The organism is Meiothermus sp., assembly GCF_037443965.1.
Taxonomy (GTDB): domain Bacteria; phylum Deinococcota; class Deinococci; order Deinococcales; family Thermaceae; genus Meiothermus.
The window spans coordinates 1-24,383 of sequence record NZ_JBBINI010000008.1 but is presented as its reverse complement, the minus strand read 5'-3'; the positions used below and the strand labels follow the sequence as shown (position 1 = coordinate 24,383).

Sequence of the window (24,383 nt, the reverse complement as noted above, 5' to 3'; positions counted from 1 at the left end):
TGTTCAAATGCACCGTCTTTAGGTTAAGACCTGGGCTAAAGTGGGCAATATGAGCGCTGCTACGCAGATTTACCGTGCTATACTGACACATAGTTTGAGATTTATGTGGGAAAGGGGGCAGCGTGCGTGATTTTTTTGGCGGGTTGCTGAGACCCAGGGTCGAGGCACTTGGTCTCGAGATTGGATCGGCCAACATCAAGATGGTTGAGCTGTCCGGAACTCCTCCCAGCCTGAAGAACCTGAGCATCAGGCCCACGCCTCCGGGGGTTATTCAGGAAGGTTCAATTATCGAACCAGGGGCGCTGGCCGATGTGATCAAAGAGATGCTGGCTGAGATGCGCACCCGCAAACGGTACGTGGTCACGGCGGCCAGCAACCTAGCGGTCATCACCCGTACCTTGCAAGTGCCCAAGATGCCCATCAAACAGTTGGAAGAGGCCGTACGCTGGGAGGCCGAGCGCTACATCCCCTTCCCCATTGACGAGGTGGTGCTGGATTACGCCCCCCTGGACCCACTAGAGGCCATCCCGGAGGGCGAGCAGATGGATGTGGTGGTGGGGGCGGCCCGGCAAGAAACCGTGGCCAGTCTGGTCGAGGCCCTCAAGGCGGCTGGGCTCGAGCCGCTCATCATTGATGTAAAGCCCTTCGCCGGCCTACGCACCCTGGACAACCGGCTGGTGGCCACCGACCGAGAGCCCATCACGCTATTCCTCGAGATAGGGGCCGAGTCCTCTGCCCTGGTGCTGACCCGCGGCGAGCGGCTGCTCTTGAACCGGGTCATCAACCTCTCGGGCAAAGACTTCACCGCTGCCATCTCCAAAGCCTTCAACCTCGATGGGGTAGCTGCCGAGGATGCCAAGAAAAATTATGGTCTGGCCACCATCCCCACCGAAGACGAAGACCTGCTCCTGGACTTTGACGCCGAGCGTGAACGCTTCAATCCGGCCCGCATGTACGATGCCATCCGCCCGGTGCTGGTCGAACTCACCACCGAGCTGCGCCGAAGCCTGGAGTTCTTCCGGGTGCAGGTGGGGGATCTGGGGGTAGACCAGGGTTTTGTGGCAGGCGGTGGTAGCAAACTGCGCAGCCTAGTACCGCTGCTGGCCGACACGCTGGGCATTCCACTGGAAATCGCCGACCCCTGGCAGGGCATCCAGATTGACAAGAGCCGTTTCGATCTGGAGTATCTGCGCGGCCTCTCGCCCGAGTTCACAGTGCCGGTGGGTCTGGCGCTACGGGGGGTGAATCCACTTGATTAAGCTCAACCTCCTCCCCAAAAACCTGCGCCGCCGGGTCGAGCCGGGCTGGTGGCGGTTGGCTGCGGCTGCCGTGGTACTGGCAGTGCTGGGGACGGTCGCTTTCCTCCACTTCTCCACCCTCTCCCGGGTGCAGGCCCTGGAGAACCAGCGCGACCAGTTACAAGTAGAGGTGGACGTGCTACGGCCCTTCATCGCAGAGCAAAACCGCCTCAATCAGCAGCAGCGTGAACTCGAGCAACTGCTCTCGGTGCGCAACCAGTTGCGCGAACGCTATGTGCCCTGGTCGGACAACCTGGCCCAGGTTATCAACCAAATCCCCCGCGAAGGCCGTCGCTTTGGGGTGGCCCTGCGCAGCATCGGCACCAAAGCGCTTACCCCGCAGGAGACCCAGAGTAACGTACAAAACGGGGTCTACGACGGCAAACCCGTCAACGTGGAGTTCAACCTCCAGGGCGAAGCCATCGGTCAGAACGCGCTCATTCGCTTTGTGGAGGCTTTCGAGACCTCGCCCCGGTTTGGCATCAACTTCCAGAACGCCAACCTCGACCAACAACGGCAGCTCTACACCTTCGGGGCCACGGTGGGCCTGGTGAGCCAACCCCAGGCCACCGCCAACGCGACAGGAGGTGAAGGCAGTGGTAGCTCTTCTCGCTAGAATGGGCCAGCGCGAGTGGGCCATTGTGGCTATTGTGGCAGCGCTGCTGCTGGGGGTGATGTGGTACTTCCTGGTCACCCAGCCCCTGCAAAACCGCATCCCGGAGATTCAGGCCGAAGTAGATCGCCTGACCACCGAACGGGATCGCGGCCGCGCGGCCCAGCGGGCCCTGCCCCAACTGCGTGAAACCATCGCTCGCTTAGATGCCGAGCGCCAGCAGTTCTTGCGCGAACTGCCCCCCACCGAGCAACTGGGTCGGGTGCTGGCCTCGCTGGCCCAGCAGGCCCGCGAAAGTGGTGTGGTTTTGCGCACCCTCAGCCGGGGTGCCGGCGACAACCAGGGGGTCGCCAACGTGCGGGCCACCAACCTGGCCATGCAGGTTGAATCCCCTTTCCCCGAGCTGTATGTGTTCTTGCGCAACCTCGAGAGCTTCCAGCGGTTCGCTACGATCTCGGGGCTGAACCTCACCCTGGGGGGTAGCGGCCCTGCCGCCACCGTGGCCCAAGCCAACAACCCCACCATCAACACCAGCCTGACCATGACGGTATACACCTATACCGGACAGGCCCAGCCTGCCACCCAGGGTGGACAACCGGCGCAACCTGGCCAACCCGGTCAGCCGGGAGGTCGGCCATGAACTTCCTCCAGCGCATGCCTCAATCTGCCAAAGTGGCTTTGGTGGCGGCCCTGTTGGTGGGGGCAGTGGCCACCTGGTATCTGGGCTTCTTCCGCCCCAGCCAGACCGCACAGCAGCCCACCACCCCCACACCCACCCCTGCACCGGTGGGCACCCCAACCGCGCCTAGCACAGCGCCGGCCACCACTGCGCGGCCGCTCGAGGTGCTCCCACTGCCCTTCCTGGTCACGGAAGCCGCCCGACCCACCGAGCAGGAGAATCAGGGGCAAGCCGCTGCCAGCGCAGCTTTGACCCGGCCTCGAGTGACGGTACCGCCCAACCCCTTCGTGCCGCTGGTGGTTGAAACCGTGCCGCCTGCGGTGGCCCAGCCAGCCCAACCCGCGCCGGCCATCGTCAGCCGCCCAGCGTCCACCCCCGTTGCATCGCAACCCATCCCCAGCCAGACCGCCCGGGTGCAGGTGCGCCAACCCACTACGCCGCTGCCACGCCCCAGCTTGCCGGGCACCCGGCCCACACCAGGGGTCACCTCGCCCTCTACCTCCGCAACGCCTCCAGCTCCTTCCGGTCAGGCCCGCTTGGCCCAAGGAACTTCTCGCACCAACTTGCCGAGTGTGGTTAGCCTGGGTTCTGGCTCGCTACCCATCCGACTGGCTCCTCTGGACCGCGAACTGACCACCGCTGCCAGCGAAACGCCTAAGGAAGCGGCAGCTCTGGATCTGGATACTCCTGCTACCACGGCTGCCAGCGGCAGCGGGAACCTGGACTTCGCTCGAGCCGAAATTGACGCCCGGCTCACCCAGGTGCTCGAGCCCCGCAGCAACCCGGCTCGAGGGCAGGAGGCTGTTCAGGAAAGCAGCCTGGCCCGTTTCGTGCGCGAGCAGAACCTGAAGCTCTCGGGCGTGGTGCTGGGCCCCACCAGCGTGGCCATTTTCCAGAGCAAGGATGGGTTCATGGTACTGCCGGTCGGCCGCACCCTCCCTGGCAGCGATGTGCTGCTGCGAAGCCTCAGCGCAAAAGAAGCCCTCTTGGTACAAGGTTCGGAAAGCCTGAACCTGACGATGGATAACCCCTAGGCGGTGAGAAGATGAAGCGTTTTCTAGCTCTTTTGGTAGTGTTGAGTCTGGCGCTGGCCCAGGGTACCCTGCCCAGGGACGCCCGCTTCGACCAGCCCGTAAGCAACATCGGTGTTAACCTGCCCTTGCCCGCTCTACTGGATGCCCTGGCCCGCAGCGTAGGACTCTCCCCGATTCTGCGCGATGTTCCCAACGTTAACGTTACTGCGGATATTGACAAGAAGCCTTTCCGGCAGGTATGGGACTTGCTGATTAATACCTATGGGGATGGGCGCATCACCTACGCTCTCCTCGACAACAACGTGATCGTGGTAGGGCCCAAAGAAGTGGTGGATCGGGCCCGCGGCCAGACCGCCCAGCCCGCTCCCCAGCCCGGGGAGCCGGTGGTGCGCGAGTTCTACCAGGTGCGTTCAGGCGACCCGGCAGCGCTGGCTGCCTTTATCCAGCAGGAGGTGCCCGGCATTACCGTGCGGGCAGCCCCGGGGCAGAATGCCCTGGTCATCACTGGAACAGCCCGCCAGCAAGCCGAGGCCCTGGCCATCCTGCAACGCATTGATGTGCCCAGGGCTACCGTAGCTGCTGTTCCGGTTGTGCAGAAATCCTTCGCCCTCTCGCATGCCCGTGCCAACGAGCTGGCCGACGTGCTGGGCAAGGCCATTGCAGCCCAGGCCCAGGGTCCAGCAGCCCCTGCCCAAGGCCAGGCCCAGGCTGCCGCACCTGCGGCCCCCCAAGTAACGGTGGTGGCTGAGCCCCGTACCAACACGATTATCGTGACGGGTTCTGCCGACCAAATTGCCTTGGCCGAGCGCTTGATTCCCACCCTGGATCGCCCGATTCAGCAAGTCCAACTGCAAATTCGGGTGCAGGCCGTACAAGGTGAAGTGATTCGCAACCTGGGCATCCGTTGGGAGACCGTCTCGGGTGGCAACCTGATTGCCAGCTTCCTCTCCACCGGGCTCAACCTGATTTTTGATGCCACCCGAAGCCTGGCCTCGCTCAACATCCGGGCGGTGCTGGATGCCCTGGAAAAGCAACAGTTGTCCCGCCGTCTGAGCGATGCCAACGTTCTGGTTGAAGATAACTATGGAGCCGATACCTCCGACCTGCGGGCTACGGGTGCAAGGGGAGCAGAAATCAAGGTGGGCGGGCGCTTGCTAATCCCTATTCGCCTAGGTGAAGAAGTCAGCGTACGCGAGTTCGACTACGGGCTGCTGGTACGGGTGCGCCCGCAAATCTCGGCGGATGGGAATATCCTGCTCGAGGTCTTTACCCAGACCGGCGGCGACCCTGCCGATGGCCCCGCCGGCAGCATCCGCATCCCCCAACAGACCACCCTCTCTAAGCTCCGCATCCGCGACGGCCAGACCGTGGTCTTGGGAGGGCTAATTCAGAAAGTTACCGATACCTCCGAGACCAAGGTTCCCTTGCTGGGCGATATCCCCCTGTTGGGTGAACTCTTCAAGCAACGCACCTCGAGCATCAAGGACGACGAGCTGATCGTGATTATCACCGGCAACATCGTCAAGGATGCAGCCCAGCGCTAGATATATCTCTCATCACAAAAGCCGGGCTTTGTTCCGGCTTTTTCACATCAATCGTTTGTGAATGACCCAAAAGGTCGGGAGTGACCCTCGGACGCGCCTGGGCAAAGCGGCTCGCGCGGTTCCATCGGAGCAAGAACCGAGTGCGGGCTCGTAGATCGAGGAGGCGCCTCTATTGTTGGGGTTACCCTGAGGTTGTGCTAGATTTTGTTCATGCGTTTTCTAACTGCGGGAGAATCCCACGGGCCACAGCTTACCGGCATTGTGGAGGGCCTGCCCAGCCAGCTACCCCTCACGGTGGAAGACATCAATCCCTGGCTGAAAAAGCGGCAGGGGGGCTATGGGCGTGGGCGGCGGATGGTGATCGAGACCGACACGGTGGAGTTTGCCAGCGGGGTGCGGGCGGGCCGTACCACGGGGGCTCCGGTCACGCTGGTGATCAAGAATACCGACTACCGCAACTGGGTAGAGATCATGGACCCGGCCCCTGGCAATGAGCCGCGCAAAAAAGCCCTCACGGCGGCCCGGCCCGGTCACGCCGACCTGTCGGGGGGGGTCAAGTACGGGCACAAAGACCTGCGCGATGTGCTCGAGCGCGCCTCGGCCCGCGAAACCGCCATGCGGGTGGCCGTAGGGGCCATCGCCCACAAACTGCTGGCGAGTTTTGGCGTAGAGAGCGCCTCCTTTGTGGATGGAATGGCCGGGGTCTGGAGCCAGGTTCCGTTTGATTGGAGCCTCAAGGAGCAAATTGAAGCGAGCCCCGTGCGCATGACCGACCCAGAGGCCGAGGCCGAGGTGATCCGCCGGGTGGATGAAGCCAAGGCCAGCGGCGACACCCTGGGTGGCATTGTGGAGGTGCGTTTTAGGGGTCTGGTGATGGGGCTGGGTTCGCAGATGCACTGGGAGCGCAAGCTGGATGGGCGCATCGCCCAGGTGGTGATGAGCATCCCGGCCATCAAAGGGGTAGAGATTGGCACCGGCTTTGGCAACGCCATGAAGCCGGGCTCGCAGGTTCACGACCCCATCTACTGGGAGCCCAGCCAAGGCTACTACCGCCAGAGCAACCGGGCAGGCGGTACCGAGGCAGGCATGACCACCGGCGAAGAGTTGGTGGTGCGGGCGGCCCTCAAACCCATCGCTACCCTGATGAAGCCGCTGCCCACCGTGGATGTGGTCACCCACCAACCCGCCGATGCCGCCCGCGAGCGTTCCGACACCACCGCGGTTCCGGCAGCCAGTGTGATTGTGGAGGCCCTGGTAGGCATCGTGCTGGCCCAGGCCTATCTGGAAAAATTTGGCGGCGACACCCTGGGGGAGTTGGTTGAGAGGGTTGAACGCTACAAAGAGCGGATACTGAGGTATTAGAAAGGGTTCGTGATTGGTGAAAAAACTCGATTTCAACCGACAACGAAATAGAGGGGGGGTTCACCCTGCACCCGGTTTCTTCTTTGGCTTCTGTCGGGCCTTCCCGGCGCTGTTGGAGCCTGGGGCCGCTTTATGATCGAGATCGAGCGTCCTGTGACCTGGGTGGCCCTGACCGGCTTCATGGGGGTGGGCAAGAGTCGCATCGGACGGGAACTGGCCCGCGAACTGGTGCTGCACTTTATAGACCTGGATCGCTACATCGAGCGCGAGATGGGGCTTTCGATTGCCGATATTTTCCGCCACCTGGGAGAGCCCACCTTTCGTCAGCTCGAGGCCGAGGCCGTAAACGAACTTACCCAGAAAGATTTTCTGGTACTCTCGCTGGGAGGGGGCACCTTTGTGAACCCGGAAAACCGCGCGCGGCTGTTGCGGCGAGGGCCGGTGGTGGCGCTGTGGGCCAGCCCCGAAACCATCTTCGAGCGGATCAGCCGCCGACCGGGGCAACGACCCATGCTCGACAACCTCGACCCCTTTGAGCGTATCCAGAAGCTCCTGACCGAACGCGAGGCCATCTACCGCCAGGCCACCTTGCACGTCTCTACCGATGGCAGACGGATTCCCGACGTAGTAGACGAAATTATTGAACGATTGTGGGATTATGCGGAAGCTCAAGATTAGACACCCCATTCCCTACCCGATCCACATCGGGTTCGACCTCGAGGTACCCCAGGCCACCGGCCCCAGGGCCATGATCTTCGATCTGGCCGTACAGGACTATGCCAAAAAGCTCGCAGCCCGTCTGGAGATCTCGGCGGGACTGGGCCTTCCCGGCGGCGAAAGCGTAAAGAGCCTGGCGACCTACGGCAAGGCCCTGTCGTGGCTGGCCGAACAGGCCCTCCCCCGCGATACCACGCTCTATGTGGTGGGCGGCGGTAGCCTGACCGATCTGGGCGGGTTCATTGCCGCCACCTATCTGCGTGGGGTGAACTATATCAGCCTTCCCACCACCACCCTGGCCATGGTGGATGCCTCGCTGGGCAACAAGACCGGTATCAACCTGCCCGAAGGCAAAAATTTGGTGGGGGCTTTCCACGCCCCAGAAGGGGTATATGCCGACCTCGAGACCCTCAAAACCCTCCCACCCCATATCTTCAAACAAGGGTTGGTGGAAGCCTTCAAACACGGCATTATCGCGGGGGACGAGACGCTGGTGAACGTGGAGCCGCTCTCGCTGGAGTGGGAAGGTTTCGAGAACTACCTGGCCCGCGCCATCGCGGTCAAGCTGCAAATTGTGGAGGCCGACCCCACCGAGCAAAACGAGCGCCGCAAGCTCAACCTAGGACACACCCTGGCCCATGCCCTCGAGGGCGCCACCTACGGGGTGATGCCCCACGGGATCGCGGTGGCCTATGGCCTCCTGTTCGCTGCGCTGCTGGGGCGCGCCCACGGCGGCACCGACCTGGTACCCACGGTGCTGAAGTTCTTGCGGTGGCTCTCCCCGCCCCCACCCCCCCGCTTTAGCTGGGAAGACCTGACCCCTTTCCTGAGCCGCGACAAGAAAAAGGTGGGCAAGGCCCTCAACTGGGTGGTGCCCAAGGATATGGGCTGGCTCGAGATTCACCCCGTGTTGCAGGAAGTGCTGCTGGGTTGCTACGAAGAATTCCTTAGCCTGGTGGCTGCGCTGGCGAGTGAAGCATCCAAACCCACCGCAGCCGAGCAAGCGTGATACCCTTTCCGCTTGAATCCTTTACCGCCATGCGCAGTCAGAGGTGAAGGATTCAAGCCGACCGAAGGGAGTAGAAAAGCATTTCGGTAGTGTCGTTTAGGCTTGCCAAAGTGAACGATACTGCCGAAATGCGTATGAAGCGGTTTGTGGGTTGAGGGTTCCTCCTGTACAGAGGGAGCATTACAGCTGTACCGGCTCCTCCACGGGCTCGAGGGGTGCGGGAAAACTGTGGCGGTTGTGCATGATGCGCACCGCATAGTCGTAGGTGAAATAGCTGTAGGCCCAGTTGGAAAGCACCATCATGCGGTTGCGAAAGCCAATCAGGTAGTAAAGGTGCACCGCCAGCCAGGCCCCCCAGGCCAGGAAGCCACGCATTTTCAGGTTGCCGATCTCGGCGATGGCATGGCTGCGCCCCAAGGTAGCCATATTGCCTTTTTCCTTGTACTGGAAGGGTCGTTTCTCTTGCCCGTACAACTCGCGCAAGATATTGCGGGCAGCCAACGCTCCTTGCTGCATGGCGGTGGGGGCCACCTGGGGATGGGGGCGGCCATCCCGATATTCCAAATAGTTCAAGTCACCCGCCACGTAAATCGAAGGATGGTCGGGTACATATAGCTCAGGGGTAGTAGCTATGCGATTCCCTTTAGTGGCAGTTAGTCCGGGCAGCGCCTGCCCCGTCACTCCAGCGCTCCATACCACGGTAAAGCTTGGTAGGGTGAGGCCGCTTTGCAACCGGACAGCATCGGGGGATACTTCCACCACCCGCTCCCCCAACATCAGCTCCACCCCTAGCTTTTCCAGGAAGCGCTGTGCGTACTGGGCCGACGAGGGCGCGAAAGTCTCTAATAGTCGGTGGCTGTTCTCGACCAAGATAACCCGAAGCTCCGATAGGTCGAGGTCGGGATAGTCCCTCGAGACCACATGTCGGCGCACTTCTCCCAGCGCCCCCGCCAGCTCCACCCCGGTAGGCCCACCCCCCACCACCACAAAGGTCAATAGCGCCTTGCGCCTCGCGGGGTCGGGGGTACGCACCGCTTCCTCACAGGCCGAGAGAATCCGGTCGCGGATTTTCATGGCGTCGTCGAGGTCTTTGAGGCCATAGCCATACCTGGCCACGCCCGGCAGGCCAAAGTCGTTGGTACGGGTGCCGGTGCCCACAATCAGATAGTCGTATGCCACCGGGCGTCCTTCAACCCACAAAATCTTGGCCTGGGGGTCTACGCCCTCGGCGGAACCCAGCAGAAAACGGGCATTCTTGTGTCTGCGGAGGAAAGCCCGCACTGGAAAAGCAATCTGGGGGGCCTCGAGGCCGGCGGTGGCCACCTGATACAAAAGGGGCTGGAACAGGTGATAGTTGTTGCGGTCTACCAGCGTGACCTGCACCCCTGGTTCGCGGGCAAGCTCGCGCACCGCGTGCAGGCCCACAAAGCCAGCTCCCAACACCACCACGTGTTTGTTCGCCATCCGCAGCCTCCCCTGGAACATCGCCTTGACTTTTAGCCCAAGGACTTTTGTCCCACCCGCTTGATTGTACTTCTTTTCACAAGAAGTCGAGGAACTTCCATTACATTTTGAACCCCTCTAAAGTGTCTGTATTGGGAAATACCCTATCCGTTTTTAGTAAGAAATATGGCTTCACGACAGCGATTCATACCCTTTCCGCTTGAATCCTTTACCGCCATGCGTAGTCAGAGGTGAAGGATTCAAGCCGACCGAAGGGAGTAGAAAAGCATTTCGGCAGTATCGTTTAGGCTTTCAAAAGTGAACGACACTGCCGAAATGCGTATCACGTATCGGAGAAAGGTAAGAACAATGGGTATTCCGCCTCTTTTCCAGAGATCGCAACAACCATGAACTACCCGAATCGATCATCAAACCCCTCCGCGCGCTCTCCTCTGCTCAAAACCCCGTTCCAGCAGGGTGAGCAGGGCCATGCACAACCCCATTAGCACCACCGCCAGCACCACCGCCTCCTGAAACGGCAGTGCCCCCGGACGGCCCAGCCGCTCATAGATGGCCACCGAAAGGGTGGCCCACTCCGGGCGCTGTAGGGTCAGGGTTGCACCGAACTCTCCCAGAATAGCCGCCAGCGCCAGCGCCACGCCTGCCAGGGCAGCGGTTCGCACCAGGGGCCACTCTACCCGTACCCACCGGCGCCAGGGGCCCGCGCCCAGTACCCTGGCTGCCTCCACTACCTCTTTGGGCATGGTTTGCAAGGCAGGCAGGAGTACCCTGGCCAGCAAGGGGTAGCTGAGCAGTGCGTAGGCTGCAATCAGAACCGCCAGTGAACCCCGCAACCCCGGATAAGCCAGCAAGTAGCCCAGCCCTATCGCCACCGGTGAGATTGTCAAGGGCAGCAGGCCCAGCAGATCGAGCCAGCGCTGGCCTCGCCAGGCCGCATAGGCATACAAAGTGCCCAGCGGCAGCACCAGCAGCAGCGCCAGCCCGGCAAATCCCAGGGTGTTGAAAAGGGCCAGGCTACCGGGCGTAAACTCGAGGTTGCTCCACACGCTAACCCAGGCTGTGGGCCGCTCGAGGGCTCGCAGCAGCAGGTTCCACAAGGGGCTGTAAAGCACCAAATAGAACCCCCATACCCCTGCCGCCACCATCCAGGCGGTTTTGGGCGCCAGGGGCAAGGGTGCGCCATAACCCCCCAGGCCCAGGGCCCATTGCGCTTGCAGCCGCAGGTAGCCCAGCAAAACCACCAGCGTCACCCCCAGTTGCATCAGCACCAGGGCGGTAGCCTCGGGGAAGGCCAGCCGCAGGGCCAGGGCGTTGTAGGTCTCGACCTCGAGCGTCGCCCACATGGGCCCCCCCAGAAGCAGCGGCACCCCAAAGCTGGTAAAGCTGTACAAAAACACCAGGCTCCCACCCGAAAGCAGCGCAGGCAAAAGCAGCGGAACCCCCACCCGCCGATAGGCGCGCAGGGGCGAGGCCCCTAAGGTACGGGCTGCCGCCAAAGGGGCTTGCAGGTTCGGCAGCAAGGCCACCAGCGGTCGCAGCACCAGCCCCAGGTTGTAGAGCAAGCTAGCCCAGAACAGCACCCAGGGGCTGCCATAGAGGTTGAGGCCCAGCAGGCCGTTGGGCCCCACCAGGCTGAGAAACCCCATGGCCACCACGATGGTTGGTAGCACGAAAGGCACGGTGGAAAAGCCCAGCAGCAAATCCCGCCCGAAAAAGCGGTACCGAAAAGCATAGGCCAGCGGCAAAGCCAGCCCAATGCACAAGAGCGAGGAGCCCAGCCCGTAGGCTAGGCTCCAGCCGAGCCGCGACCAGTAGTGGGGGTTGGCAAACGCCACCTGCAAGCCCTCGCCAAAACCCAGGGCCACGATTCGCCCCAGCGGGTAGACCAGCGCCAGCGCCAAAAACACCAGCACCGGGAGCGCAGCAATCGAGGATGGACGCGTGATCAAAGCCGACCCTCTGCGAGTTGGGAAACGGTTCCTCCAAGCCTTCTTTCCCCAACGCTCCAACCAGATTCGGCTGTTATATGACCATACACCAACGCGTACTCCAGCATCAAAAGAACCGCCTTATCGGGTTTTGTGCGATAAATGCTCCATTGTATCCGGTATCACGCCGCGGCAGTAACCCGATTTTACATAAAACCACAGACGTGTTTCCGACCGCAGCCTAACGACGGGCCTTGACCGCCTCGGCGCTCTGCCCCTGCACCACCACTTGCGTCCACTCCCGTATCCAGCGCTCGCGGTTTTCTGCAATCTGCCTGGGAGCCATGCGTGCAGGCTGGGGTGGAACCTGAGCCCAGCGGAAGACCTCCGGCAGGGCTGCATCGCGACGGGCCGGGTAGACCCACATCTGGGTGGGGATGTTTTCCTGGGCTGCCCTGGAAACCAGCCAGTCCACAAACCGCTCCGCCGCCCGCTGGTTGCGGGTGCCTTTGAGGATGCCCACATACTCGACCTGGAAAAAAGCACTGCCCGGTAGAAACAGGTTGGCGGTGGGCGGCTCCGCGGGCTTGGGTTTGGCCTCGCTGTAGAAAAGCTCCGCGGCCGGACTGGTACTGTACGAGACCACCAGCGGGCGGTCTCCCCCTGCGCGGGTAAAGTGGGTGTAGTAGGCATCGCTCCAGCCACTCACCACCCGCACCCCGTTTTTGCGCAGGTCTTCCCAAAAGCCCAGATAACCATCTTCACCAAAAGTCGCTACCGTGGCCAGCAAGAAAGCCAGCCCCGGCGAGCTGGTCGCGGGGTTCTGCACCACCAGGAGCCGGGCAAACTCCGGCGAAGCTAGGTCGGTAAAGCGCTGGGGCAGGGGTTTGCTCTGGAAGTAACCCCGGTCGTAGTTGAGGGCCACATAGCCAAAGTCCACCGGGGTGGCGCGGAAGGTCTGGTCGAGCAGGAGTTCGGGACGCAGGTTGGGCAGTTCGGGGGAGCGATAGGGCTGCAAGATATCGGCCTGAAGGGCCCTCGAGAGCAGGGTGTTGTCGAAGCCATAGATCACATCGGCGATGGGCGCGCCCCGGCTCAGGATGGCTTTGTTCAACATCACCCCAGCATCGCCCCCCTTCAGAAAGCGCAGGCGAATCCCCGACTGGCGCTCGAACTGGGCAATCAGGTTTTTGTCCAGAGCCCAGCTATCGTGGGTCAGAACGGTGAGGGTGGGGGCCTGGGCCATCGCGAGCCCCAGGGCCAGCAGAACAGTTATCCACAACCTTATCCACATAAAAATCCCCTCCTGTCACCGGGAGGGGAATGAACCTGAGCGGTGAGCCAACGGCCCGTGTCACGCTTCCTACGTCGGTACTAGCCGATTCAGGTTCCAAGGGTATTTCTCAGCTTGCGCGGCGCAAGCACCCCCGGTGACACCTTGATGATACGACCCCCGGCTATATTTGCAAAGAATCAGCGCACGGTCTGGGTCGCCACAATCCAGAACCCAGGATAGCGCGCCTTTAGTTTCTGTGCGGCAAACTGAGCCTCGTCGGCGTCGCGGGCCAGTCCAAAGAGCGTCGAGCCCGAACCGGACATCAGGACCCCAAAGAGGCCGGCCCGCCGCAATTCTAGTTTCAGCTCCTCCAGAAAGGGCTGTAGGCGAAACACCGGCCCCTCGAGCGTGTTCCAGTAGGGGGGCTCGGCGCCTGCCCGAACCGCGCCCAGAATGCCCGGTACGTCCAGCTCGGGCTGCCACTCCTCGGGCTTTAGATGCCGGTAGGCATCGGAGGCCCGTACCGCAATGCCCGGATTGACCAGAACCAGATGGGCCCCTAAGGGTTGAAGGGGCGTGAGTTGCTCACCCACCCCCCGCCCCTCGGCCAGCCCCCCACCCAGAAAAAAGGGTACGTCGGCCCCCAGTTGCAGGGCCAGGGTGTGGAGCTCGAGGGGGGCCGGGTAAAGTTCTGCAAGCGCCCGCAGCACCGCAGCCGCATCGGAGGAACCACCCCCCAGACCCGAGGCCAGGGGCAGCTTTTTCTCCAGCACCACCCGAACCCCACCGCGCCAGCCCATCGCGCCCAGGTACAGGGCGGCTGCTTTGTAGACCAGGTTGTCGGTGTTGGCCGGCAGGTCGGAGCCGCGCACTTCCAGCTCGATACCCTCCGGGAGGGTCTCCAAATGCAGGACATCGCCCACCGCCAGCACGGCAAAAATGGTGTGCAGCGCGTGGTAACCGTTAGGCAACCGGCCCAGAACCGAGAGCCCCAGGTTAACCTTGGCAGGGGCTAGGACTTCCATGTCCGGGCCAGCCCTTCCGCCAGAATAAGGTCTTCGGGATAGGTTACCTTGAACATCCGCCGGTCGCCCTCCACCAGCGCCACCGGATGCCCCAGCGACCGCACCAACTGGGCATCGTCGGTGAATTCCAGACCTTCTGCCTGGGCCTCGAGGTGCGCCTTCCACAAGAGCTCGCGCCGGAAGCCCTGGGGGGTCTGCACCAGCCGGTAGTGCTCACGGGGAATGACCGCGCCGTACTGGCGCTGCTGCTCCTGCACCAGGGTATCGGGTACCGGCACCGCCAGGGTGGCTGCACCCGAACGACGCACCTCGCAAAGCAAGCGCTCGACCGCCTCGCGCACCACAAAAGGCCGGGCCACATCATGCACCAGCACAATTTCACCGGTGGCCGCCTGCACCATGTTGAACACGCTTTGCTGGCGGGTCTGGCCGCCCAAAACAGCCTTGAGGCCGGGTACATCCAGATGGTGTCCGAAAGGCAGCGCCACCACGATTTCGTCGGCCCAGGCAAAGCCCTCCAGGGCCCATTGCAATAGGGTCTTGCCGCCCACCTCGATAAACGCTTTGGGGCCTCGCCCGATTCGCTGGCCCGAACCGGCAGCGGGCAACAGCACCGAAACCTTCACGCCTGGAATCGTACCGTATTTGTGGAGTATGCGTGGTATCCTCATGGGCGTGACGATTTTTGAGGCTTTTATTCTGGGGGTTTTAGAGGGCCTGACCGAGTTCCTGCCGGTCTCCTCCACCGGCCACCTCACCCTGGCGGCGCACCTGATGGGCCTGGATATCGAGAACGACCCCTTCATCAAGAGTTTCGTGATCGTGATTCAGCTCGGGGCGATTCTGGCCGTGCTGGCCCTTTATTTCAAGCGCTTCCTGCGCGATATGGAAGTCTGGAAACGCATTTTGGTGGCCTTTATTCCCACCGGCGTTCTGGGGTTTTTGCTGGCCGATGTAATCGAGAACGTTTTTCTGGGCAACGATCTGATTGTGGTTATTAACCTGATTGGGGTGGGGGTGCTGCTGTTGTTTGTGGATCGCTGGCTCGAGCGCCACAAGCGCTACGACGACGTGAACCAGATGCCCCTACTCCAGCCCGTGCTCATTGGCCTGTTTCAGGCCCTCGCCATGATGCCGGGGGTCTCCCGCAGCGGGGCTACCATTGTGGGGGGTATGGCCCTGGGGCTCTCGCGCCGCGCAGCCGCCGAGTTCTCGTTCATTCTGGCCGTCCCGACCATGCTCTCGGCCACCGGATTCTCGCTTTTGCGCAACCTGAACGAGTTTCGTGCCGATAGCTGGGGTCTTATTGCGGTGGGCTTCCTCACCGCTTTTACGGTGGCCTTACTGACGGTGCGCTGGCTGCTGGGCTTCGTGAGCCGCAATAGCTTCGTGCCCTTTGCCATTTACCGCATCATCATTGGCATCGTGTACGGGGTGTTTTTCCTACGTTAGTCGAGCTCGAGCTCCACCAGCTCCTTCCAGCGCGGGGCACGGGGGTAGTCGAGCCCAAACAAATCCAGAATGCGCTGGGTGAGGAAGGCCAGCAGGTCTTCGATCTGCCGGGGCTTGTGATAGAACCCTGGAGCCGCCGGCAGAATGGTAGCCCCGGCCTGGGCCGCCCTGACCATCGCTTCCAGGCTGGGCAGGGGCAAGGGCGCTTCGCGGGGAACCAGTACCAGCGGACGACGCTCCTTGAGGGTGACGTAGGCTGCACGGGTCAGCAGGTTGTCGGCCAGGCCATAGGCCACCTTGGAGAGGGTCGTTGCACTGCAAGGCACAATCACCATGCCCAGGGTGCGAAAACTGCCCGAGGCCACCGCCGCGCCCAGGTCGCTGCTGCGGTGCACCACCTGGGCCAGGGCCTCGACTGCCTCGAGGGACACCTCGGCTTCCTCCACCAGCACCCGTTTGGCCCCCTGGGTCATCACCAGATGAACCTCCAGATCGGGGATTCGGCGCAGGGTCTGCAACAGATCGAGCGCGTAGGGCATCCCCGAAGCCCCCGAAAGCCCCACCACCAGACGCTTGGGTAGACTCATGTTCTGAGTTTACAGGCCAGCAGGTTTTGCAAAAGCAGTCGGGGCTGCGTAGCCAAGGCGGCCTCGAGCTATACCAAAGGAATAGTCGCAGCCTTCACAGACGTGACCCCCAGATGATACCGTTTCCGCTTGAATCCTTCACCGCCCGCCGCAGTTAGAGGTGAAGGATTCAAGCCGACCGAAGGGATTAGAAAAGCATTTCGGTAGTATCGTTTAGGCTTGCCGAAGGGAACGATACTGCCGAAATGCGTATCAGCCATCAAGTTGGCAATTTTGCTTGATGGTTATAGAGGGTGCTCTATTCGTCTTCTTCTTTGGGTGGCTGCCAGGGTAGCCCGCTGAAGAACTCCCGCACCAGCCGGCCCACCAGACCCCCCAGCGCGATCAGGGCAATCAGGTTGGGAATCGCCATCAGGCCATTGAGGGTATCGGCCACACTGGTGAGGGCGGCCAGACCCCCCAGCGGCCCCACAAAGGCAAAGGCCACAAAGGTCAGGCGGTAGGGCCAGCGAATGCCTTCGCCAAAGAGATAGGCCGCCCCTTCCTCGCCATAGAAGCCCCAGGAAACCATGGTTCCCAGGGCAAAGACCGCCAGAATCAGCCCGAGCATTGCCACCCCCAGCGGGTGTTCGGCAAACAGGAGGCGGGCGGCTTCCACCCGGTCACCCCCCAAAAAGCGCTCCCAGAAACCACTGGCGATAAAGGTCAGGGCCATCAGGGTGGTTACAAAAAGGCTTACCAGCATCTCAGTCAGGCCCCAAAAGCCCTGCCGCACCGGGTGGTCTACCTGGGCTTGTGCGTGGGCGATGGCCGCCGAACCCAGCCCGGCTTCGTTGGCGAAAATCCCCCGTCCGACCCCCGCTTTGAGGATTTCGACCAAGCCCAGCGAAAAGGCGGCTCCAGCGGCTCCTCCGGCCACCGCCTGAAAGCTAAAGGCCGAGGAAACAATCAGGGCCAGCGCACCGGGCACATCGCCGATGTGGATGAAGAGCAGCGGGAGAATCCCTAGCAAAAACAGCCCCAGCTTGAGTGGTACGATCACCTGGGCAAAGCAGGCAATCAGGCGAATGCCGCCCGCCAGCAAGATTCCCACCAGCACCGCCAGCAACACCCCGGTGATGGCCGGTGGCACATTGAATTCCTGTGCGAAAGCAGTGCCTACCGCGCCCGCTTGCGAAAGGTTGCCGATCCCAAAAGCGGCAATGGCTGTGAAAAGGGCAAACAGCGCCGCCAACCAGGCCAATCGCTTGCCCAGCCCATAGCGAATGTAGACCATCGGCCCGCCCAGCACCGAACCATCGGTGTACTGGCGGCGAAAATGAACGGCCAGGACGGCCTCGGCAAACTTAGTGGCCATGCCCACCAGGTAGGCAACCCACATCCACAGCACCGCACCTGGCCCTCCGATGACGACCGCCCCCACCATACCGATGATGTGGCCGGTTCCGATGGTTCCAGACATGGCGACCATGGCAGCCTGAAAGGGCGTGATCTGGCCCCCAAAGCTCAGGAAGCGCTCCCGAATGGCCCCGAGGGTTTCGCGCAGCGCAATACCCAGCCGGCTGAACTGGGGAAAACCCGTGCGAAACGATAGGTAAAGGCCCACCAGGATGAAGAGCAGCATCATCCATTCGCCATAAACAGCCCGATTGACAACCTCGTTGAACGCAAGAATATCCATAGCTTGCCCTTGTTTTAGCCGATCTCCGGCCAGACTTCGACACGCACACCGCGGCTGAGACGCAGTTGGCGCAGATCGCGCTCGAAAAGCCCCAGGCGGCCCTGCATCTGGACGCGGGGCTCGGGCCGCAGGGTGACCTCTTGGGTTTTGGTACGTACCCGTACAAGGAACGGTTGACTCATGAGACCCTGCCAGTGGGCGAATAGATCTTCGTCTATCACAGCTACCCCCTGCCCTCCACCGTACAAAGAGAGTACCACCAGCGGTTCGGGTTGGATTTCCAGGCGTAAACGCGCCTCGAGCAGCCCCAGACGCAGCAGCTTATCCAGCACCTGGGCGGTCTCGAGGGGTGAGAGCCGGCGGTTCATCAGGGCCTGGGCCAGGCTCTGGCCTTGGGCCAGGTTGAGTACCCCCACCTCGAGGGGGCTCAGTTGGGTCTGGCTCGAGGCTGGGCGGCTTGCCAGCATCAACCCCCAGTTATCGGGCAGGTTGATCTCCTTCCAGGCTTCGAACTGGTGAAGAATCAGGTGGTGGGTCTCGAGGCTGGGCTCGATGCTGCGCTCCTGGGTCTGGGTTTCGGACTCGAAGCGAAACGGGGCCGACTGGATACCGGCCAGCAGCTCGAGGGCCTCCAAACCCCGCAGCGAGCCCGCTTCGGCGTGCACCGGGTATCCCCCGTGCAGATAGATGCGGCCCGAGAACTGGGGGTGCTCGATGAACAACGCCCCGCCCCTGGCCGCACCCATCAGGGTCTCCAGAAGCCTTAAAAGGGGAAACTCCGCCAGGTTTCCACTCAGCACGTTCCAGCCTCCCGTAGCTTCAAAACCCGCTCTCGCTCATACAATCGGGCACAACAAGGCCATTGTAATGGCACGGAGCGATATAGGTTGGTTCAAATGAGCCAAGTATCCGACCAGAACAGGATTACAACGGCTCTCCCCCCTCTGAAGCTGGGCAGGGTTTGCGATATGCTAAGAGCTGCCCATGTCGAGTGTTCTGGTTTTGCACGGCTTTACCTCCCACCCCACCCTGACCATGGGGCCGCTCCCCGAAACCCTGCGCAAGGCTGGGTTTACCGTGGCCCAGCCCACCCTGCCCGGCCACGGCACCCGGCCCGAAGACCTGCGCGGTGTGCGCTGGCAGGACTGGCTCCAGACCGCCCGCGAGGCCTATCGGGCACTCCCCGAGCCCAGGGCAGTGGTAGGCCTCTCGATGGGGGGGCTGCTGGCCGGCTGGCTGGCCGCCGAGCACAAAACCGCCGCCCTGGTGGCCCTGGCCCCGGCCTTGGGCTTCAAGAACCGCTTGGCTTACCTGGCTCCTTTGCTTCACCACATCAAACCTTGGGCTAAGAGCACCGACCCCGCCGAAGAAGCCAGGCGGCGTGCGCAAAGCCCCAACTACCCCAACTTTCCGACCTCGGCCCTGGCTCAGTTAATTGCGCTCCAGCAGCGGGTTCCCGAGCTTTTGCCCAGGGTCTGGGCCCCGGCTTTGGTGCTCGAGGCCGCCCACGACGACACCGTGCCGGAAGCCGAGGTGCGGCGCTACTTTGACCTCATTGGGGGCCCCGATAAGGCGTACCGCGTCTATCCCAGCCAGCACGATATGCTCCTAGATCCGCTGGCCCAGCAGATTTCCGACGATATCGCAGCCTGGCTGCAAGAAAAGCTGATCGGTGCGTCGGTGTAAAGATTATCGGGATACCTCGAGCTCGAGCTTCACATTGCCCCGCTTGGTCTGGCCCAGCACCTTTTTCACCACCAGGCTCCCCAGCCCTTCGGCCAGCAGGTGGTCGCCCTCGGTTATCTCGTCCTTGGCCGAGGCGGTCTTGCCCCGGAGTTTGACCTTGCCGGCCTTGACCCCCTGGGCAAAGTAGGTGCGCGAGACCCCAAAGCCCTTGGCCCCCACCACATCCACCCGCAGGCTGGGCACCACCACGCTGCGGGTGCGCTCGCGGGTTCTGGGCAACTGCTCGGGCGCGGCCACTTGGGCCTGGAAGCCGGCTTCCTGTAGGGTTTTGAGGCCTTTGGGGAGGGTGGCCAGCAGGAAGCCTTCCTGGGTCTCCTCGAGATCCCCCAGCAACCCCGGCCCCAGCAGCGCGTGCAGCCTATCTTCCAGGGCCTCGAGGTCGCCCTCGAAGGTCAAGAAGACCACCGTGGTGGGGTCGGATACCGCAGGGATGTGTGCGGGGAAGAGCACCGCCACCTGCCTCGAGGCCATGGGCAGGCCCCCGAAGGTCTGGAGACCAAGCCCCTCCTGCCTAGCCTGCCGGCGGAGCTCCTCCAGCGCAAGGGCCTCCAGAAAGGGGGTCTGTACCACCCGGCCCCCTCGAGCTTTCTTTATGTATTCCTGCATAGCGTCCATCCTTTCGGTAAGGCTGGCTTTGGTCAACTTCTCCAAAAATCCGCGTAGAGGCCGGGCGAACCCATCAGCTCGGCATGGCTGCCCACCTGCACGATCCGGCCCTTTTCCATCACCACGATCTGATCGGCGTGCTGCACAGTGGCCAGGCGGTGGGCCACCACGATCACCGTGCGGCCCGGACGGGCGGCCTCGAGGGCGGCCATCACCTGCCCCTCGCTGGTGCGGTCGAGAGCGCTGGTAATCTCGTCGAGCAACAGAACTTTAGCCTCCCGCAGCAAAGCCGCCGCAATAGCCAGGCGCTGCCGCTGCCCCACCGAGAGCCCGCCCCCGTCGTCCTCGAGCGGGGTTTGCAGGCCAATTTCCCGGCCCAGGCCCACGGTATCCAGGGCTTGCTGCATGGCTTCTGGGCGGGCGCCGGGGGCCAGCGCGGCCAGGTTCTCCTGTACGGTTCCGGCGAACAGTAGGGGCTCCTGCGGAACCCAGGCCATGCGGGCTCGCAGCCACCCGGCCTCGTAGCTGTGCAGCGCGCGGCCATCCAGCAAGACCTGCCCCGCACTGGGGCGGTACAGGCCCAGCAACAAGCGCAGCAGGGTGCTCTTGCCCGCCCCCGAAGGGCCCACAATGGCGGTGAAGGAGCCCGGCGCGATGCGCAGGTTGAGGTTTTGTAGGGTGGTTGGGCTGCCGGGGTAGGCGAAACTGAGGTCGCAGAGCTCGAGGCCCCCCGCCAGGGTCTGGGGTCGGAGCTGCCCCATGGCCGGGGCCGGGGGTAGCTCGAGCAGCTCCACCAGGCGGGCCGCAGCCCCCTCGGCCTGGGCGAACCCAGCACCGATCCGGCTCAGGAGCTGCAGGGGGGTCACCGCCAGCCCCAACAGGGTGAGGAAGGCGGTCAGGTCGCCGGGGGTCATCTGCCCCCGTTGCACCGCCCCCACCCCCAAGGCCAGCAGCAGGCCCAGCAGCAGCGTGGTGGCAAGCTGGCCCAGGGGCAGGTTGAGGGCCGCGATCAGGGCCCGGGTGCGCCCCAGCCGGTACTGCTGCTGGTTGCTGTGCCGGAAGCGCATTTGCACAAAGGCCTGCAAGTCCAGGGCCCGGATCAGCTCCAGCCGCCCGAACCCCTCGGCCATGCGGGCGGCCAGGCGCTCCATAGCGGCCTGGGTTCGCCGGCTGTAGCGGGTCACCCAGGCCCCAATCCAGCCCAGCAGCAAGGCCATGAGCGGAAGTAGCAGCAGCAGGTACAAGGTGAGCTGGGCGTAGTGCAGCAAGAGCTGAGCCAGCAAGGCCAGGAGCAAGATCCCCTGTACCAGCAGCCCCCCCAGGCTGTAGAACAGAAAGCCCTCGAGCTCCTTCAGATCGGCCACCAGCCGCCCAGTCAGCCCGCCCGAGGAGGCCGGCAGGGCCATCAGGTCGGCCTGCAGCAATCGCTCGAATACCCGCTCCCGCCAGACCGCCGGAATTTTGAGGGAAAGGTAGCCTATAAAGGCCTCGAGCGCGTATCCGCTCACCACCAGCACCGCCAACAAACCCGCCCCCGCCCATAAAACCGCCCCGAGCCGCTCCCACTGCCCCGACAAAACCTGATCAAACAGCGGCTTGACCACCAGGGTCGGCAGCCAGGCCTGGGCCGCCGCCGGCAGCAAGGCCAGCCCGGCCGCCAGCAGGATTTGCGGCAAAAAGGGACGCAGTAGCCGGAGAAGGTTCATGGAAGAAAGCGTGGTGGGGTTTCACCGCTGCCGGAATTTCTAAGCCGTCGCCGGGCCTCAGCAGTGGGCCAGCACATACTCCACCAGCTTATCGGCTCCGGGCCGGGCGTCCAGGCGCTTTAGCCGGGCCCGGACATCCTGGGCCCGCCGGGGCTCGAGCAGCTCGAGGCCCGCAGAGGCCACCTCGGCCGGACTAAAAACCCCGCGCAACTCGGGGAAAACCCGCTCATTCAGCCATTGGTTGGGCAGGGCCAGGTGGGGCAGGCGCGCCGCCAGCCGCCAGACGAAGCGCTGCTTGAGGCTGCGGAGGCCCGGCCCGCTCAAGAGCCAGTGCCAGAGGCCCTCCAGCGGCAGCATCTCCGGCTTGTGCAGGGGCAGCAGCACCAGCGAGGGCAGGCCGGCCAGGGCCAGCTCGAGGGTGTTGGTTCCCGGAATGGTAATCGCCAACTGCGCGCGGCGCATGGCTGCATAGCGCTGGGGCTCATCCAGCACCAGAACCTCGAGGCCCCCGGAGGTCTGCAGGCGATCCCCCACCCAGCGGGCCCCCACCCCGCCCAGCTCCTTCACCAGCCCACCCTCCAGCGCCTCGGCCACCACCGCCTCCGGCAGCAAGCGGCTCCTCACCCAGGCAAAGCGCAGGTCGGGCCGCGCTTGGGCCATCTGCTCGGCCGCCGCCAGCAAGAACCCCAGCAGGTAGCGGGCCGCAAAGGGGCGGCTACCGGCCAGCAGGAGCACATCGGCGGCTGGGGCAGGGGCCACCGGTGCTTCGTGGAGGGCGTCCACCACCAGGTTGCCCACCACCTCTATGCGGGCCGGGTTTACTCCTCGAGCCTGCATGGCCGCCTTGGTGCGCTCGGAGTCCACCAGCATTGCCCGCAAGCCGGGGTGATGGGCCCTGGCATCGAAGGTATAGGAAAAGGCCGGGTAGCCCGTGGCCCGGCTCAGCAGCACCGCGTCGCGGGGCGCCCCCCCCAGCAACAGCACCAGCCCACGGCGGCCTGTCTTGCGCGCCAGCAGCCGGCGCAAAAGCGCCGAGCGGCCCGAGAGGGCGTCCAGTTGCAGTGCTTCGGCCTTGGTCTGCTCGGTTCCGGCGGCGAACTGGTCGCGGATCAGGAACAGCTCGATGCGGGCCCCGGGCACCTGCCGCCGCAGGCGTGTCAGCACCGGCGGCACCCAGGTCGAAAGCTCGCCGGGGCCGTTGGTCAATAGCAGAATTTCATCCAGCATCTTGGGTTCGACTTCAGCCCTGAAAGTCCGGCTCGCCCCGCACAAAGCCCGAGAGGTGACGCCTGGAAGGCGCCGCCAGGAAGGCTCTGAGCATCTGCACCTCTTCGGTATTGGGCAAGCCCTCGAGGGGGCGACCCTCGCGCACCGCCCGGAAGGCCTGCTCGAGGGCCCGGTAGCGCTCGCCGTTGATACCGGCCCGGCGCAGCCCCACCGTGTTGAGGCGGTAGTGCAGGGCCGGGCTGCCGTCGGCCAGGCTAAAGGGCAGGATATCGCGGGTGGACTTGGAGAGGGCCCCTACCATGGCCCGGGTGCCGATCCGCACGAACTGATGGATACCGGCCAGCCCCCCCACCACCACATAATCGCCAATCTCCACGTGCCCGGCCACCGCCACGCTCTGGGTCAGAATCACACCGTCACCCACCTGGGCATCGTGGCCCACGTGCACATGGCCCATCAGGTAGCAGCCCGCGCCGATCCGGGTGGGCGCTTCTTCTTTGGTGGAGCGGTGCAGGATCACCCCTTCGCGCAAGACGGTGTTTTCCCCGACCTCGAGCCCGGTCTCCTGCCCTTTGAAACTCAAATCCTGCGGGATGCCCCCCAGCACCGAGTGGGGCCCCACCTTGACCCCGGCCAGAAGCCGCACATACGGGTGAATGACCACATGAGGCCCCAGCTCCACCCCGGGCCCTATCTCACAGGGGCCTTCCACCACCGCATACGGGCCAATCTTCACGTCCGGGGCCAGATGGGCTTTGGGGGAAACCACCGCGGTGGGGTGTATGGCAACCCGGCTCACGAGGCAGCGCCTCCCGTATCGGAGCGCAGCACAAAGGTCAGGGTGGCCTCGGCCCGCAACTCGCCCTCTACCCTGGCTTCGACCTTTACCTTCCCTAAGCCCCGCCGGTAGGCCAGCAGTTCCCCTTCCAGAATCAGCGTATCGCCCGGAACCACCGGCTTCTTGAAGCGGGCTTCCTCCACCCCCACCAGAAACACCAGCCCGCCTGGCTTGAATTCCGGCTGTTTGGTCACCACCGCCACCGAACCCTGGGCCATGGCCTCGATCAACAAAACCCCTGGCATGATGGGGTAGCTGGGGAAATGGCCCTGAAAGTGCGGCTCGTTGAACGATACGTTCTTCAAGGCCCGAAAACGCTTCTCGTCGGCCTCCAGCACCCGGTCAATCAGCAAAAAAGGGTAGCGGTGCGGAAGGAACTTGAGGATTTCGTAAATGTCCACGGCTTAATACTAAGGGGTAAGGCCCCCCTCGGATGACGTTGGTTGGGTGTCCTACATGACATCCCTTCGTGTGCTACCTGCAGTCTACCCTTCCACCCCCGCCATCCTGAGCAGAAGACGGCTGCGGATGAGGTTGTGCACCAGCAGAATCAGGTTCACCCGCGCCAGGAAACCTGCAAACGACCGGGCC

23 protein-coding genes and 1 riboswitch are annotated in these 24,383 nt (G+C 63.2%); of the genes, 10 read left to right on the top strand and 13 right to left on the bottom strand.

Going from position 1 to position 24,383, the window contains the following annotated elements:
• Positions 1-122: 122 nt before the first annotated feature.
• The 8 genes from pilM to WKI89_RS06095 all read left to right on the top strand — a co-directional run bounded on the left by pilM (position 123) and on the right by WKI89_RS06095 (position 8,256).
• Entirely contained in the window at positions 123-1,259 is a 1,137-nt protein-coding gene (pilM, locus tag WKI89_RS06130; RefSeq protein ID WP_337868291.1) for a type IV pilus assembly protein PilM, read from the top strand.
• A complete protein-coding gene (locus tag WKI89_RS06125; RefSeq protein WP_337868290.1) occupies positions 1,252-1,914 on the top strand; it encodes a flagellar protein FliT in 663 nt (220 codons plus the stop codon). Before pilM ends, WKI89_RS06125 begins: the two co-directional genes overlap by 8 nt.
• Positions 1,895-2,551, top strand: coding sequence for a type 4a pilus biogenesis protein PilO (gene pilO, locus WKI89_RS06120; protein ID WP_337868289.1), 657 nt, complete (start codon positions 1,895-1,897; stop codon positions 2,549-2,551). Before WKI89_RS06125 ends, pilO begins: the two co-directional genes overlap by 20 nt.
• Positions 2,548-3,624: a hypothetical protein gene (locus WKI89_RS06115; RefSeq protein ID WP_337868288.1), complete on the top strand. Its 1,077-nt coding sequence runs from the start codon at positions 2,548-2,550 to the stop codon at positions 3,622-3,624. The genes pilO and WKI89_RS06115 overlap by 4 nt, the downstream gene beginning before the upstream one ends.
• A gap of 11 nt (positions 3,625-3,635) precedes the next feature.
• A complete protein-coding gene (locus WKI89_RS06110; RefSeq protein WP_337868287.1) occupies positions 3,636-5,168 on the top strand; it encodes a secretin N-terminal domain-containing protein in 1,533 nt (510 codons plus the stop codon).
• Positions 5,169-5,378: 210 nt separating this feature from the next.
• Complete coding sequence (gene aroC / locus WKI89_RS06105; protein ID WP_337868286.1) at positions 5,379-6,530, top strand: chorismate synthase; 1,152 nt, start codon at positions 5,379-5,381, stop codon at positions 6,528-6,530.
• Between the two features lie 132 nt (positions 6,531-6,662).
• A complete protein-coding gene (locus tag WKI89_RS06100; RefSeq protein ID WP_337868285.1) occupies positions 6,663-7,208 on the top strand; it encodes a shikimate kinase in 546 nt (181 codons plus the stop codon).
• On the top strand, positions 7,189-8,256 hold the full coding sequence (locus tag WKI89_RS06095; protein WP_337868284.1) for a 3-dehydroquinate synthase family protein: 1,068 nt from the start codon (positions 7,189-7,191) through the stop codon (positions 8,254-8,256). Before WKI89_RS06100 ends, WKI89_RS06095 begins: the two co-directional genes overlap by 20 nt.
• Positions 8,257-8,436: 180 nt before the next feature.
• Here the strand turns inward: WKI89_RS06095 and WKI89_RS06090 are convergent, their stop codons facing one another.
• The 5 genes from WKI89_RS06090 to ispD all read right to left on the bottom strand — a co-directional run bounded on the left by WKI89_RS06090 (position 8,437) and on the right by ispD (position 14,575).
• Positions 8,437-9,720: an NAD(P)/FAD-dependent oxidoreductase gene (locus WKI89_RS06090; protein WP_337868283.1), complete on the bottom strand. Its 1,284-nt coding sequence runs from the start codon at positions 9,718-9,720 to the stop codon at positions 8,437-8,439.
• Between the two features lie 407 nt (positions 9,721-10,127).
• Complete coding sequence (locus WKI89_RS06085; RefSeq protein ID WP_337868282.1) at positions 10,128-11,669, bottom strand: iron ABC transporter permease; 1,542 nt, start codon at positions 11,667-11,669, stop codon at positions 10,128-10,130.
• Positions 11,670-11,889: 220 nt separating this feature from the next.
• Positions 11,890-12,942: a thiamine ABC transporter substrate-binding protein gene (locus WKI89_RS06080; RefSeq protein WP_337868281.1), complete on the bottom strand. Its 1,053-nt coding sequence runs from the start codon at positions 12,940-12,942 to the stop codon at positions 11,890-11,892.
• A gap of 48 nt (positions 12,943-12,990) precedes the next feature.
• Positions 12,991-13,087, bottom strand: a riboswitch (TPP riboswitch).
• A 34-nt stretch (positions 13,088-13,121) separates the two neighbouring features.
• Entirely contained in the window at positions 13,122-13,949 is an 828-nt protein-coding gene (gene ispE / locus WKI89_RS06075) for a 4-(cytidine 5'-diphospho)-2-C-methyl-D-erythritol kinase (RefSeq protein WP_337868280.1), read from the bottom strand.
• The gene (gene ispD, locus WKI89_RS06070) at positions 13,937-14,575 is read right to left on the bottom strand and encodes a 2-C-methyl-D-erythritol 4-phosphate cytidylyltransferase (protein ID WP_337868279.1); all 639 of its coding nucleotides are present in this window, start codon (positions 14,573-14,575) and stop codon (positions 13,937-13,939) included. Before ispD ends, ispE begins: the two co-directional genes overlap by 13 nt.
• A 43-nt stretch (positions 14,576-14,618) precedes the next feature.
• On the opposite strand from ispD, the gene WKI89_RS06065 reads away from it, so the two are divergent.
• On the top strand, positions 14,619-15,401 hold the full coding sequence (locus WKI89_RS06065; protein WP_337868376.1) for an undecaprenyl-diphosphate phosphatase: 783 nt from the start codon (positions 14,619-14,621) through the stop codon (positions 15,399-15,401).
• Here WKI89_RS06065 and WKI89_RS06060 read toward each other — a convergent pair.
• The 3 genes from WKI89_RS06060 to WKI89_RS06050 all read right to left on the bottom strand — a co-directional run bounded on the left by WKI89_RS06060 (position 15,398) and on the right by WKI89_RS06050 (position 18,469).
• Positions 15,398-15,988, bottom strand: a complete 591-nt coding sequence (locus WKI89_RS06060) for a UbiX family flavin prenyltransferase (protein ID WP_337868278.1) — start codon at positions 15,986-15,988, stop codon at positions 15,398-15,400. The two genes, WKI89_RS06065 and WKI89_RS06060, sit on opposite strands and share 4 nt — an antisense overlap.
• A 298-nt stretch (positions 15,989-16,286) precedes the next feature.
• Positions 16,287-17,669 (bottom strand): amino acid carrier protein, encoded by a 1,383-nt coding sequence (locus tag WKI89_RS06055; protein ID WP_337868277.1) that lies wholly within the window; start codon positions 17,667-17,669, stop codon positions 16,287-16,289.
• Positions 17,670-17,683: 14 nt separating this feature from the next.
• Positions 17,684-18,469 (bottom strand): DUF4388 domain-containing protein, encoded by a 786-nt coding sequence (locus tag WKI89_RS06050; RefSeq protein ID WP_337868276.1) that lies wholly within the window; start codon positions 18,467-18,469, stop codon positions 17,684-17,686.
• Between the two features lie 184 nt (positions 18,470-18,653).
• Between WKI89_RS06050 and WKI89_RS06045 the strand changes: the two genes are divergently transcribed.
• A complete protein-coding gene (locus WKI89_RS06045) occupies positions 18,654-19,355 on the top strand; it encodes an alpha/beta fold hydrolase (RefSeq protein ID WP_337868275.1) in 702 nt (233 codons plus the stop codon).
• A gap of 3 nt (positions 19,356-19,358) precedes the next feature.
• Here the strand turns inward: WKI89_RS06045 and WKI89_RS06040 are convergent, their stop codons facing one another.
• The 5 genes from WKI89_RS06040 to fabZ are packed head-to-tail and all read right to left on the bottom strand — an operon-like array spanning position 19,359 to position 24,193.
• A complete protein-coding gene (locus WKI89_RS06040) occupies positions 19,359-20,030 on the bottom strand; it encodes an RNA-binding protein (RefSeq protein ID WP_337868375.1) in 672 nt (223 codons plus the stop codon).
• A gap of 23 nt (positions 20,031-20,053) precedes the next feature.
• Positions 20,054-21,727, bottom strand: a complete 1,674-nt coding sequence (locus WKI89_RS06035) for an ABC transporter ATP-binding protein (RefSeq protein WP_337868274.1) — start codon at positions 21,725-21,727, stop codon at positions 20,054-20,056.
• A gap of 57 nt (positions 21,728-21,784) precedes the next feature.
• Positions 21,785-22,954 carry a sugar synthetase gene (locus WKI89_RS06030; RefSeq protein WP_337868273.1) on the bottom strand — a complete coding sequence of 390 codons (1,170 nt, stop codon included), beginning with the start codon at positions 22,952-22,954 and terminating at the stop codon, positions 21,785-21,787.
• A gap of 13 nt (positions 22,955-22,967) precedes the next feature.
• Entirely contained in the window at positions 22,968-23,753 is a 786-nt protein-coding gene (lpxA, locus tag WKI89_RS06025; RefSeq protein WP_337868272.1) for an acyl-ACP--UDP-N-acetylglucosamine O-acyltransferase, read from the bottom strand.
• On the bottom strand, positions 23,750-24,193 hold the full coding sequence (fabZ, locus tag WKI89_RS06020; RefSeq protein ID WP_337868271.1) for a 3-hydroxyacyl-ACP dehydratase FabZ: 444 nt from the start codon (positions 24,191-24,193) through the stop codon (positions 23,750-23,752). Before fabZ ends, lpxA begins: the two co-directional genes overlap by 4 nt.
• Positions 24,194-24,383 lie beyond the last annotated feature (190 nt).